Source organism: Streptomyces sp. NTD91 (assembly GCF_059510455.1).
Map to the genome: position 1 here is coordinate 20193 of NZ_JCAJZW010000017.1, position 12614 is coordinate 32806.

11 protein-coding genes are annotated in these 12614 nt (G+C 69.5%); 8 read left to right on the plus strand and 3 right to left on the minus strand.

Features of this window, described 5'->3' with window-relative positions; genetic code table 11:
- The 6 genes from AC5WRT_RS19050 (at position 1) to AC5WRT_RS19075 (ending at position 7061) form a co-directional block, all read left to right on the plus strand.
- A complete protein-coding gene (locus AC5WRT_RS19050; RefSeq protein ID WP_496100428.1) occupies positions 1-822 on the plus strand; it encodes a siderophore-interacting protein in 822 nt (273 codons plus the stop codon).
- A gap of 137 nt (positions 823-959) precedes the next feature.
- Positions 960-2402 carry a pyridoxal phosphate-dependent decarboxylase family protein gene (locus AC5WRT_RS19055; RefSeq protein ID WP_496094985.1) on the plus strand — a complete coding sequence of 481 codons (1443 nt, stop codon included), beginning with the start codon at positions 960-962 and terminating at the stop codon, positions 2400-2402.
- Positions 2386-3663 (plus strand): lysine N(6)-hydroxylase/L-ornithine N(5)-oxygenase family protein, encoded by a 1278-nt coding sequence (locus tag AC5WRT_RS19060; RefSeq protein WP_496100429.1) that lies wholly within the window; start codon positions 2386-2388, stop codon positions 3661-3663. The genes AC5WRT_RS19055 and AC5WRT_RS19060 overlap by 17 nt, the downstream gene beginning before the upstream one ends.
- Positions 3660-4205, plus strand: a complete 546-nt coding sequence (locus tag AC5WRT_RS19065) for a GNAT family N-acetyltransferase (protein ID WP_496094983.1) — start codon at positions 3660-3662, stop codon at positions 4203-4205. Before AC5WRT_RS19060 ends, AC5WRT_RS19065 begins: the two co-directional genes overlap by 4 nt.
- Positions 4202-5974 carry an IucA/IucC family protein gene (locus AC5WRT_RS19070; RefSeq protein WP_496094982.1) on the plus strand — a complete coding sequence of 591 codons (1773 nt, stop codon included), beginning with the start codon at positions 4202-4204 and terminating at the stop codon, positions 5972-5974. The genes AC5WRT_RS19065 and AC5WRT_RS19070 overlap by 4 nt, the downstream gene beginning before the upstream one ends.
- 388 nt (positions 5975-6362) lie before the next feature.
- A complete protein-coding gene (locus tag AC5WRT_RS19075; protein ID WP_496094981.1) occupies positions 6363-7061 on the plus strand; it encodes a LysM peptidoglycan-binding domain-containing protein in 699 nt (232 codons plus the stop codon).
- A gap of 153 nt (positions 7062-7214) precedes the next feature.
- On the opposite strand, the gene AC5WRT_RS19080 is transcribed toward AC5WRT_RS19075, so the two are convergent.
- Complete coding sequence (locus AC5WRT_RS19080; RefSeq protein WP_496094980.1) at positions 7215-8819, minus strand: beta-N-acetylhexosaminidase; 1605 nt, start codon at positions 8817-8819, stop codon at positions 7215-7217.
- Positions 8820-9152: 333 nt separating this feature from the next.
- On the opposite strand from AC5WRT_RS19080, the gene AC5WRT_RS19085 reads away from it, so the two are divergent.
- Together AC5WRT_RS19085 and glmS are read left to right on the plus strand one after the other, a co-directional pair.
- Positions 9153-9410: a hypothetical protein gene (locus AC5WRT_RS19085; RefSeq protein WP_330342918.1), complete on the plus strand. Its 258-nt coding sequence runs from the start codon at positions 9153-9155 to the stop codon at positions 9408-9410.
- 26 nt (positions 9411-9436) lie between these two features.
- Positions 9437-11254: a glutamine--fructose-6-phosphate transaminase (isomerizing) gene (gene glmS, locus AC5WRT_RS19090; RefSeq protein WP_496094979.1), complete on the plus strand. Its 1818-nt coding sequence runs from the start codon at positions 9437-9439 to the stop codon at positions 11252-11254.
- 144 nt (positions 11255-11398) lie between these two features.
- On the opposite strand, the gene AC5WRT_RS19095 is transcribed toward glmS, so the two are convergent.
- On the minus strand, positions 11399-11959 hold the full coding sequence (locus tag AC5WRT_RS19095) for a GPR1/FUN34/YaaH family transporter (protein ID WP_496094978.1): 561 nt from the start codon (positions 11957-11959) through the stop codon (positions 11399-11401).
- A gap of 127 nt (positions 11960-12086) precedes the next feature.
- On the minus strand, positions 12087-12614 hold the full coding sequence (locus tag AC5WRT_RS19100) for a universal stress protein (RefSeq protein ID WP_496094977.1): 528 nt from the start codon (positions 12612-12614) through the stop codon (positions 12087-12089).

Sequence of the window (12614 nt, forward strand, 5' to 3'; positions counted from 1 at the left end):
GTGACGACGGCCGTGGCCGCTCCGTTCCGTTTCTTCTCCCTGCGCGTTGTACGGACCCGGCGGCTGGGGCCGTCGCTCGTCCGGGTCACCTTCGGCGGGGACGACCTGTCCGCCTTCGACTCCCTCGGGCGTGACCAGTCCCTCTCCTTGTTCCTGCCGCATCCGGGACAGCGGGAGCCCGTCGTGCCCCTGGACCTGGGGGACCGCTGGTGGCAGGCCTGGCGTGAACTGCCCGACGACGTACGGGCGGTGATGCGCTCGTACACGCTCCGGGCCCTTCGGCGCGACCCCGAGGAGATCGACATCGACTTCGCCCTGCACACCCCCGCGGGGTCCGCCTCCCGCTGGGCCTCCCGGGCCGCCGCGGGCGACCGGGTGCTGGTGCTCGGGCCGGTGATCGCCGACAACCGCGCCGTCCGGTTCCGTCCGCCCGAGGGCACCGACCTCGTCGTGCTGTGGGGTGACGAGAGCGCCGTACCGGCCGCGACCGCGAGCCTGGAGTCCCTCCCGGCCGGCACCCGCGTCCGGGCCTGGCTGGAGGTGCCGCACGCCGGTGACGTCCAGGACGTGCACACGGAGGCGGACGCCGAGATCACGTGGCTCGTACGGCACGGCGGGTCCCCCACCGCCGTCGACGCCGTACGGGCCGCGCGACTCCCCGCCGCCAAGCAGCCGTACGTGTGGATCGCGGGCGAGTCGGGTCAGGTGAGGGCGGTGCGGCGGCACTTCGTCCAGGAGCGCGCAGTGGACCGGCGGCGGATCACCTTCGTCGGGTACTGGCGCCGGGGGCTGACCGAGGAGCAGCTGCGGGCCGCCGAGTGACGCCGCCCACCGACAACTCCCCTGTCCGTGACACCGGTCACGGCGAGGCACACCTTGATCCAAAAACTTAGGTTAGGCTAACCTAATTCAGAAGCAGTGCTCAATCCCGCACGGACCGCCCCCCGGAGGACCCCCACATGCGCCCGCACCTGCTCAATGGCCTCACCACTGAGCACTACCGCAGCTCCATGGCCGAAGGAGTCGAGCGGGTGGCGGCCCAACTCGCCGCCGTCGGCCGTCCCTTCACCGGCGTCACCGTCGACGCCCTCTCCCCCCGGCTCGACGCCATCGATCTGGACCGCCCGCTCGGCGACACCACGGCCGCCCTGGACGAGCTTCAGGACGTCTACCTCCGCGACACCGTCTACTTCCACCACCCCCGCTACCTCGCCCACCTCAACTGCCCCGTCGTCATCCCCGCGTTGCTCGGCGAGGCCGTGCTCTCCGCCGTCAACTCCTCCCTCGACACCTGGGACCAGTCGGCCGGCGGCACCCTCATCGAGCGCAAGCTCATCGGCTGGACGGCCGCCCGGATCGGCCTCGGGCCGGCCGCCGACGGCGTGTTCACCTCGGGCGGCAGCCAGTCCAACCTCCAGGCGCTGCTGCTGGCGCGCGAGGAGTCGAAGACGGACTCGCTCGCGAAACTGCGCGTCTTCGTCTCCGAGGCCGGCCACTTCAGCGTCAGGAAGTCGGCGAAACTGCTCGGCCTGAACGCCGAGTCCGTGGTCCCGGTCCCCGTCGACCACCACAAGCGCATGCACACCGTCGCCCTCGCGCGCGAGCTGGAACGCTGCCGGCGCGACGGACTGGTCCCCATGGCGGTCGTCGCCACCGCCGGCACCACCGACTTCGGCTCCATCGACCCGCTCCCGGAGATCGCCGGGCTGTGCGCCCAGTACGGCGTGTGGCTGCACGTCGACGCGGCCTACGGCTGCGGGCTGCTCGTCTCTCCCACCCGGCGGCACCTCCTCACCGGCATCGAGCGCGCCGACTCGGTGACCGTCGACTACCACAAGTCCTTCTTCCAGCCGGTGAGTTCCTCCGCCGTGCTGGTGCGGGACGCGACCACCCTGCGGCACGCCACCTACCACGCGGAGTACCTCAACCCGCGTCGCACGGTGCGCGAACGCGTCCCCAACCAGGTCGACAAGTCCCTGCAGACCACTCGCCGCTTCGACGCCCTGAAGCTGTGGCTGACGCTGCGGGTCATGGGCGCCGAGGGCATCGGGCGGCTCTTCGACGAGGTCTGCGACCTGGCGCGGGAGGGCTGGCGCATGCTCGCCGCCGACCCCCGGTACGACGTCGTCGTGGCGCCCGCCCTGTCCACCCTGGTCTTCCGTTGCATCCCGGCGGCCGCCACCGACCCGGCCGGGATCGACCGCGCCAACCGCCATGCCCGCAAGGCGCTTTTCGCCTCCGGCACCGCCGTGGTCGCCGGCACCGAGGTCGGCGGCCGCCAGTACCTGAAGTTCACCCTCCTCAATCCCGAGACGACAGCGGCCGACATCGCCACCGTCCTCGACCTGATCGCCGGCCACGCCGAGCAGTGCCCGGGAGAGCCCCTTGACCGCGCGTCCTGAAGCCCCCGACCGCATCCACGACTTCGTGGGGATCGGACTCGGCCCCTTCAACCTCGGCCTCGCCTGCCTCACCGAACCGATCGCCGGGCTGAACGGCGTCTTCCTCGAGACCAAGCCGGACTTCGAGTGGCACGCCGGAATGTTCCTCGACGGCGCCCGCCTCCAGACCCCCTTCATGTCGGACCTGGTCACCCTCGCCGACCCGGCCTCGCCGTACTCCTTCCTCAACTACCTGAAGGAGAGAGGACGGCTGTACTCGTTCTACATCCGGGAGAACTTCTACCCGCTGCGGGTCGAGTACGACGACTACTGCCGCTGGGCGGCGGGCAGGCTCGGCAGCGTCCGCTTCGGTACGACGGTCACCGAGGTGACGCACGAGGACGAGCTGTACGTCGTCCGCACGCACCGCGGTGAGACGTTCCGCGCCCGGCACCTCGTCCTCGGCACGGGCACGACCCCCTACGTCCCGCAGGCCTGCCAGGGTCTGGCCGGCGACGTCCTCCACGCCTCCCAGTACATGCACCACAGGGCTCGGTTGCGGGCGAAGACGTCCATCACGATCGTCGGCAGCGGACAGAGCGCGGCCGAGATCTACCATGACCTGCTGTCCGAGATCGACATCCACGGCTACCGGCTCGACTGGGTCACCCGCTCCCCGCGCTTCTTCCCCCTCGAATACACCAAGCTCACCCTGGAGATGACCTCCCCGGACTACATCGACTACTTCCACGCCCTGCCCGAGGAGACCCGCTACCGGCTGGAGAAGGAGCAGAAGGGGCTGTTCAAGGGCATCGACGCGGATCTGATCGACGCGATCTTCGACCTGCTCTACCGGAAGAGCCTCACCGGCCCCCTGCCGACCCGTCTGCTCACCAACTCCACGCTGCGCAGCGCCACTCACACGGACGGCGCGTACACCCTGGGCTTCCACCAGGACGAGCAGGACAAGGACTTCGAGATCCGCACCGAGGGCCTGCTGCTGGCCTCCGGCTACCGCTACGAGCCTCCGGCCTTCCTCGCCCCGATCCGCGACCGCCTGCGCTTCGACGGCCACGGCCGCTTCGACGTCGCCCGCAACTACGCCATCGACGTCACCGGCCGTGGTGTCTTCCTCCAGAACGCCGGCGTCCACACCCACAGCATCACCAGCCCCGACCTGGGCATGGGCGCGTACCGCAACGCCTCCATCATCCGCGAGCTGCTCGGCAGCGAGTACTACCCGGTCGAGAAGACGATCGCGTTCCAGGAGTTCTCCGTATGACCGGCACGCACAGGGCCTTCGCCTTCCGCCCCGTCGATCCCTCGAGGGACGGCGCGCTCCTGCACTCGTGGGTCGTCCATCCCAAGGCGGCCTTCTGGATGATGCGCGACACCGGGCTCAAGGACGTCGAGCGGGCCTACATGGAGATCGCTGCGGACGAGCACCGTCACGCGCTGCTTGGACTGCGCGACGGGGAGCCGGTGTTCCTGATGGAGAAGTACGACCCGGCGTACCGGGAGCTGGTCGGGCTGTACGAGCCGCGCCCGGGCGACGTCGGCATGCACTTCCTCACCCCGGCGACCGACGCCCCCGTCCACGGCTTCACCCGGTCCGTGATCACCGCGGTGCTGGCGCACCTCTTCGAGGACCAGGCGACCCGGCGGGTGGTGGCGGAGCCGGACGTGCGCAACACGGCCGTGCACGCGCTGAACGGGGCCGTCGGATTCGTGCCCGAGCGGGAGATCCGCAAGCCGGAGAAGCGTGCGCTGCTGAGCTTCTGCACCCGGGAGCGGTTCCGCGCCGCGACGGGGGTGGCCGTATGATCCCGACCGACGCCGTGGCCCATCTGTCCCCCGAACGCTGGGCGAGCGCCAACCGGTCGCTGGTACGCAAGGCGCTCGCGGAGTTCGCGCACGAGCGCCTGATCACACCGGACGCCATCGGTGCCGGACGGTATGTCGTCCGCAGCGACGACGGGCTCACGTCCTACCGCTTCTCGGCCGTCCGCCGCGCCCTGGACCACTGGCAGGTCGACGCCGACTCGATCACCCGGCACCGCGACGGCGCCGCCCTCCCCCTGTCGGCCCTGGACTTCCTCATCGAGCTGAAGGAGTCCCTGGGCCTGAACGAGGAGATCCTTCCGGTCTACCTGGAGGAGATCTCCTCCACCCTCTCCGGCACCTGCTACAAGCTCGCCAAGCCCCGCGTCACCTCCGCGGAACTGGCGGGCGGCGGCTTCCAGGACGTCGAGACCGGGATGACCGAGGGCCACCCCTGCTTCGTCGCGAACAACGGGCGGCTCGGGTTCGGCATCCACGAGTACCTGTCGTACGCCCCGGAGACCGCGAGCCCGGTCCGGCTGGTGTGGCTGGCCGCACACCGCTCGCGGGCCGTGTTCACGGCGGGGACGGGGATCGAGTACGCGTCCTTCCTGCGGGAGGAGCTGGGCGAGGAGACCCTGTCCCGCTTCCACGCGATCCTCACCGGCCAGGGCCTGGACCCCGCCGACTACCTGTTCCTCCCCGTCCACCCCTGGCAGTGGTGGAACAAGCTCGCCGTCAGCTTCGCCGGCGAGGTGGCCCAGCGGCACCTGGTCTGCCTCGGTGAGGGCGAGGACGTCTACCTGGCCCAGCAGTCCGTCCGGACCTTCTTCAACACCTCCCATCCGGAGAAGCACTACGTGAAGACGGCCCTGTCCGTACTCAACATGGGCTTCGTGCGGGGCCTGTCCGCCGCCTGCATGGAGGCGACCCCGGCCATCAACGACTGGCTGGCCCGGCTGATCGCGAACGACCCTGTGCTGCAGGCGACGGGCCTGACGATCATCCGGGAACGGGCGGCCGTCGGCTACCGGCACCCGGAGTACGAGCGGGCCACCGACCGGTACTCGCCGTACCGCAAGATGCTGGCCGCGCTGTGGCGGGAGAGTCCGGTGCCGGGTCTGAAGGAGGGTGAGTCCCTCGCCACCATGGCCTCCCTCCTCCACGTCGACCACACCGGCGCCTCCTTCGCGGGCGCGCTGATCGAGCGGTCCGGGCTCACCCCGGTGGCCTGGCTGCGGCGGTACCTGCGGGCGTACTACACGCCCCTCCTGCACAGCTTCTACGCCTACGGCCTGGTGTTCATGCCGCACGGCGAGAACGTGATCCTGGTGCTGCGGGACGGCGCCGTGCAGCGCGCGATCCACAAGGACATCGCCGAGGAGATCGCGGTGACGGACCCGGACGCGGCCCTCCCTGCGCAGGTGCAGCGGATCCGTGCCGACGTCCCGGAGGACAAGAGGCTCCTGTCGATCTTCACGGACGTCTTCGACTGCTTCTTCCGCTTCCTCGCCGCGCGTCTGGCCGCCGAGGGGGTCGTCGAGGAGGAGGCCTTCTGGCGCACTGTCGCGGAGGTCACCCGCGCGTACCAGGACGCGAATCCGGGACTGGCCGACAGGTTCCGGCAGTACGACGTCTTCGCCCCACGGTTCGCCCTGTCCTGCCTGAACCGCCTCCAGCTGCGCGACAACCGGCAGATGGTGGACCTCGCCGATCCCTCGGGGGCGCTTCGGCTCGTCGGCACGCTGAAGAACCCGATCGCCGGTGTCTGACCGGTCACGCACGGCCGGACGGTCCCGGGAAAAGTCCGAAATGCCCGACTCGAAATCCCGAATGCCCGATTTAACCCGCTCTGTCGCGAAGTCTCATTATTTCCCCATTAAAGCCATTCAGACGTTTAACCTGCGACACGTGACCCAATTCACTTACGAGGCTCTTTAGGACTTTGAGCGGCCCTTGACCTTCCAGGTCTCACAAAAGATCGCCGCTTCCGGTACCGGTCGGCAACTAGCCCCGTTAGTAAAGCAGGCAATTGCCGAAACTTATTCCCGGCGGTTAAGAATGTTTCCGCCGCAGCGCACCGCTAAACGAAATGCAGTGCTGTTTGCCGAAGGAAACCGGCAACTGCGGGTGATCCAATTCTTCGAAAAGGACCGCTCCATGCCCCGTCACGCCCGCAAGCGCTCATTCCGGACGCGTCGGCTCCTCGCCGGCGTCGCCACCACCGTCGGCACGTTCGTCCTGGGCTGCACGGCCACGCTGGGCACTGCCCACGCCGCCACCGCTCCCGCCTCCGCGAGCAGCTACACCGTCCGGGCCGGCGACCACCTGGCGTCCATCGCCCGCGCCCTCCACGTGCCGGGCGGCTGGCAGGCCATCGCGTCGGCCAACCACCTCGCCAGCCCCTACGTCATCCAGCCGGGACAGGTCCTCGCACTGCCCGGCGGGTCGGCCCCGGCCAAGGCGGCCCCGGCCAAGGCGGCGACCCCGGCCAAGGCGGCGCCGTCCAGCACGCCGTCCTCCACCGGCCAGACCTACACCAACAACCTGGACGGCTGGATCAAGCACTCCCTGGCGATCATGGCGCAGAACCACATTCCGGGGACCTACAACGGCATCTACCGCAACATCATGCGCGAGTCCTCCGGCAACCCGAACGCGATCAACCTGTGGGACTCCAACGCCGCCAAGGGCACCCCGTCCAAGGGCCTGCTCCAGGTGATCCAGCCGACGTTCGACGCCTACCACGTGCCGGGCACCTCGACGAACATCTACGACCCGGTCGCCAACATCACCGCCGCCTGCAACTACGCGTACCACCGCTACGGCTCGATCGACAACGTCAACAGCGCCTACTGACAGCGCCTTTCCCGACGGCCCGCCATGCAATTCGATCGGCAGTACACCTTCCCCCGAATTGCATGGGCAAAATGATCTAAGCCCGCATCCCGGCCGTTCACGCACCGCGCCCGGTCCGCTCCAGGGAGCGGACCGGGCGCCTGTGTTCTCCCCTCAGCTCTTCGGCCAGGGGACCTGCGGTGAGCGGTAGTAGCCGATGCCGAGGGCGTCCCAGCGGGGAGCCTGGGCGGCCAGACGGACCTTGTAGGCGTTCCAGTCATGGCTGGACGCCGGGGACCAGCCCAGTTCGGCCGCGCCCGGGAGCCGGGGGAACGCCATGTACTCGATGTCGGCCGAGGCCTTCAGGGTCTCCGACCACAGGGGGGCCTCCACGCCCCGGACGGACGACGCCGGGGCGCCCGGCAGGTAGGCGCCGGGGTTCCAGTCGTAGGACCGCTGGACCTCGACGAAACCGGCCCACTTCGTGCCGAGTTCGGTGCTGCTGGTGTATTTCATGTCGAGGTAGAGGCGGTCGGCCGGGGACAGGATCAGCCCGGTGCCGTTCTGGGCCGCCCGGGCGACCTGGGCCTTCTCGGCGGCGCTGGTGCCGTCCACGCCCCAGTACTGGGCGAGGGCTCCCGCGGCCGGGTGGGCGCCGGTGATCTGGTGCCAGCCGATGACCGTCTTGCCGTACTTGGCGACGATCGGCTGCACCCGGTCCATGAACGTCACGTAGTCGCCGTGGCTGGTGGAGTGCGCCTCGTCGCCCCCGATGTGCAGATAGCGGCCGGGGGTGATGGCGGCCAGCTCCCGGATCACGTCGTCCACGAAGTCGTAGGTGACCTGCTTCGGCACGCACAGCGAGCTGAAGCCGACCTGCGTGCCGGTGTACAGCGGAGGCGCCACGCCGTCGCAGTCGAGTTCGGCGTAGGAGGCGAGGGCCGCGTTGGTGTGGCCGGGCATGTCGATCTCGGGGACGACCTCGAGGTAGCGGGAGGCGGCGTGGTCGACGATGTCCCGGTACTGGGACTTGGTGTAGTAGCCGCCCTTGCCGCCGCCGACCTCGGTGGAGCCGCCGTAGGTGGTCAGGCGCGGCCAGGAGTCGACGGCGATGCGCCAGCCCTGGTCGTCACTGAGGTGCAGATGCAGCTCGTTGATCTTGTAGAGGGCCAACTGGTCGATGTAGCGCTCGACCTGGGCGACGGTGAAGAAGTGCCGGGAGACGTCCAGCATGGCGCCCCGGTAGGAGTAGCGGGGGCGGTCCTCGATGGTGCCGCCGGCGATCTGCCAGGGTCCGGGCTGGACGGTCTTCTTCTCGACGGACGCCGGGAGCAGCTGACGGAGGGTCTGCACTCCGTGGAAGAGGCCGGCCGGGGTGCCCGCGGTGATGGCGACGCCGGCCGCATCGCTGTGCAGCCGGTAGCCCTCGGCGCCGAAATTCCCCTGTGCGAGGTGGAGTCGGATGCCCCGGGTACCGCCGCCGGTGGTGACCGGCAGCCGGTAGCCGGTGGAGGGCCGCAGGATGCCCGTGAGATAGGTGCCGATCCGGCGGACCTCGGCGGAGTCGTCGACGCGGACGCCGGTCGCCCAGGTGATGCGGTACGGCGCGCCGCCGGCCTGGACCGAGGCGGGTGCCGGGATCACCCGGCCGAGAGGGGTGGGGGCGGCGGCCTCGGCGGCGGGGGCGGAGCCCAGGGTGAAGATCCCGGCCGCCGCGATGAGCAGCAGTGATCCGAGGATGCGAGGGGTTCGGGGAGTCGTGCTGTGGTCGCGTCTCACATGCGCTCCCTTCAGATGTGGTCGAGACCACTCTCCCGCAGATCCGGTGAACCAATCACCCCACGGCGGAAATCGTCCAAGAAGGACGGCGCGGGCCTTCGACGGCGATGCCCTGCGGTTCACCCCGACCGGGACGAGAACGTGAGCCTGTTTTGCCGGGAGACTCCCTACGCGAGATGTCCAACGGGTTCAGAAATGCCCACATCTTCAACGAGACGCAGGCCACAAGGCGGCGACCGGCGAACAACGGATCCACACGCCCCGCCCCCGATGCCTGCCCGAAATCGGGCAGCATTCTTGCGAAACCGTCGCCGGTACCCCAGGATCTACCGGGTGCACGACGAACTTGTTGATCACCTGACGCGGTCCACGCCCCTCGGCAGGGGCGAGGCGCTGCGGGTGATCCAGGACGTGCTCGCCTACTTCGACGAGTCGACGGAGGACTACGTTCGTCGCCGCCACCGCGAACTCCAGGCCCAGGGCCTGGTGAACGCGGAGATCTTCGAACGGATCGCGGCGGACCTCAAGTACCGAGCGGTGGCACCGCCCGAGCTGACCCTCAGGCAGCTGCGCCGCATCGTCTACGGCTGAGATGCCAGGCTGAGAGATACCTATAAATGTGCGGAATTGTCGGATACATCGGGAAGCGTGACGTGGCCCCCCTCCTGCTGGAGGGCCTGCAGCGGCTGGAGTACCGCGGCTACGACTCCGCGGGCATCGTCGTCACCTCCCCGAAGGCGCCCGGCCTGAAGATGGTCAAGGCCAAGGGTCGGGTGCGCGACCTGGAGGCCAAGGTCCCGGCGCGCTTCAAGGGCACCACCGGCATAGCCCACACCCGCTGGGCCACGCACGGCGCTCCCTCCGACGTGAACGCCCACCCGCACATGTCCGTCGACAACAAGGTCGCCGTCGTCCACAACGGCATCATCGACAACGCCGCGGACCTGCGCCGCAAGCTGGAGGCGGACGGCGTCGAGTTCCTCTCCGAGACCGACACCGAGGTCCTCACCCACCTCATCGCCCGCTCCACCGCCGAGAAGCTGGAGGACAAGGTCCGCCAGGCGGTCCGGCTCATCGAGGGCACCTACGGCATCGCCGTGCTGCACGCGGACTTCCCGGACCGGATCGTGGTGGCCCGCAACGGCTCCCCCGTCGTCCTCGGCATCGGCGAGAAGGAGATGTTCGTCGCCTCCGACATCGCCGCCCTGGTCACCCACACCCGCCAGATAGTCACCCTCGACGACGGCGAGATGGCCACCCTCAAGGCCGACGACTTCCGCACCTACACCACCGAGGGCACGCGCACCACCGCCGAGCCCACCACGGTGGAGTGGGAGGCCGAGTCGTACGACATGGGCGGCCACGACACCTACATGCACAAGGAGATCTTCGAGCAGGCCGAGGCCGTGGACCGCGTGCTGCGTGGCCGCATCGACGACCGCTTCTCCACCGTGCACCTCGGCGGCCTCAACCTGGACGCCCGCGAGGCCCGGCAGATCCGCCGCGTGAAGATCCTCGGCTGCGGCACCTCGTACCACGCGGGCATGATCGGCGCCCAGATGATCGAGGAGCTGGCCCGCATCCCCGCCGACGCCGAGCCGGCCTCCGAGTTCCGCTACCGCAACGCTGTCGTCGACCCCGACACCCTGTACGTGGCCGTCTCCCAGTCCGGTGAGACGTACGACGTCCTCGCCGCCGTCCAGGAACTGAAGCGCAAGGGCGCCCGGGTCTTCGGCGTCGTCAACGTGGTCGGCTCGGCGATCGCCCGCGAGGCGGACGCCGGGATCTACGTCCACGCGGGCCCGGAGGTCTGCGTGGTGTCCACCAAGTGCTTCACGAACACCACGGTCGCGTTCGCCCTGCTCGCCCTGCACCTCGGCCGCACCCGCGACCTCTCGGTCCGCGACGGCAAGCGGATCATCGAGGGCCTGCGCAGGCTCCCCGAGCAGATCACCGAGATCCTCAAGCAGGAGGAGCAGATCAAGGAGCTGGCCGAGCTGTACGCCGAGGCCCGCTCGATGCTCTTCATCGGCCGCGTCCGGGGCTACCCGGTCGCCCGCGAGGCCTCCCTGAAGCTCAAGGAGGTCTCCTACATCCATGCCGAGGCCTACCCCGCCTCCGAGCTGAAGCACGGGCCGCTGGCCCTGATCGAGCCGGCCCTCCCGACGGTCGCGATCGTCCCCGACGACGACCTGCTGGAGAAGAACCGCGCCGCCCTGGAGGAGATCAAGGCCCGCAGCGGCAAGATCCTCGCCGTGGCCCACCAGCACCAGGAGAAGGCCGACCAGACGATCGTCGTCCCGAAGAACGAGGACGAACTCGACCCCATCCTCATGGGCATCCCGCTCCAGCTCCTCGCCTACCACACGGCGAAGGCCCTCGGCCGGGACATCGACAAGCCGAGGAACCTGGCGAAGTCGGTGACGGTGGAGTAGGAAATCCCGGCGACCACCGGAGCGACGACGAGGCGGCCCCCGCGGCGAGCGATCACGTCCACGTGCGCGCCGCCGGTTCAGGCGCGAAGAACGGACCCCCACGTGGCCACCCTCGCGTGGGGGTCCGTTCGGTGCCGCTGCACATCAGCCGGTGGCCGTCACCCCCCGGCCCGCGGCACGCCGAGGAAGTACCGTCGGCCAGTGCGCCAGCGCAGCCGTCGCCGCGTACCACGCGACGGCACCGGAGACAGCGGCGACCCAGCCACCGGCCTTCGCCAAGGAGGAACTGTCGGCGAAGGCCGCGACGCCCAGCACCAGCATCGCCAGGAACAGCAGCCCGTGCATGACCTGCCCGAGACTGTCGCCGCCCGCGAGGGTCAGGGTGAGCGCCACGAGGGCGAACAGCAGCAGGAAGAGCCCGGCCGCGTCGGCGGAGGAGTGGCCGGCGACGGCCCAGGTGAACCAGAGCGCGCCGAGGGCCACGAAGCCCGTGCCGGAAGCGCTGTCGCCGCCCCGGAAGGCGAGCAGACCGATGAGGAACAAGGCAACTCCGCCCACGTAGTGGGCCAGTGAGACGGCGTCGGACGCCGCCACTCCATGGATCACTCCGGTCGTGCCGAGCCCGAACGCCAACAGGGTGATTCCCAGGGCGAGTCGGCCGGCCACCGTGGTGCTTCCGCTTCCCGCGGAGACTTCGTTGTCCACGGCGGGCTCCCTTCATGCTGTGCAGTTGCGCGGTGACCGGTATATGCCCTTCACAAGGACACAAACCACCTCTACGCGCGAGTAGTTTCGCGTTGCACAAAGGGAGTTGAGACGTGGAGGGCGACCGTCACGGGATGACGATCACTGGCCGCTTCGCGCGCTTGGCGAGCCGCCCCGCCACGGAACCGAAGATCCGGCCCACGATGCCGTGCGTGGAGCCGACGACGATCGCGTCCGCCTCGTACTCGCGCCCGACCTCTTCCAGCTCGTGACAGATGTCCCCGCCCCGTTCGACCAGGATCCACGGCACCTCGGCCAGGTAGTCGGCGCACGCCAGCTCCAGACCGAGCACCTCGGTGCGGTGGTCCGGCACGTCGACGAAGACGGGTGGCTCGCAGCCGGCCCACACGGTGGTGGGCAGCCGGTTGGCGACATGGACGATGATCAGACCCGAGTGCGAGCGGTGGGCCATGCCGATGGCGTAGGCGAGGGCACGCTCACTGGAGGTGGAGCCGTCGAAGCCGACGACGACTCCGTGCCGGAAGGCAGGGTCGCAGGAGGGGCGTGACTCTTCCGCCGCCAGGGGATCGGCCGCCGTGTGATCGGCGACCGGCCGCTTGCGGTCCGCGGGTTCGAAGAATTCGTGACCGGCCAT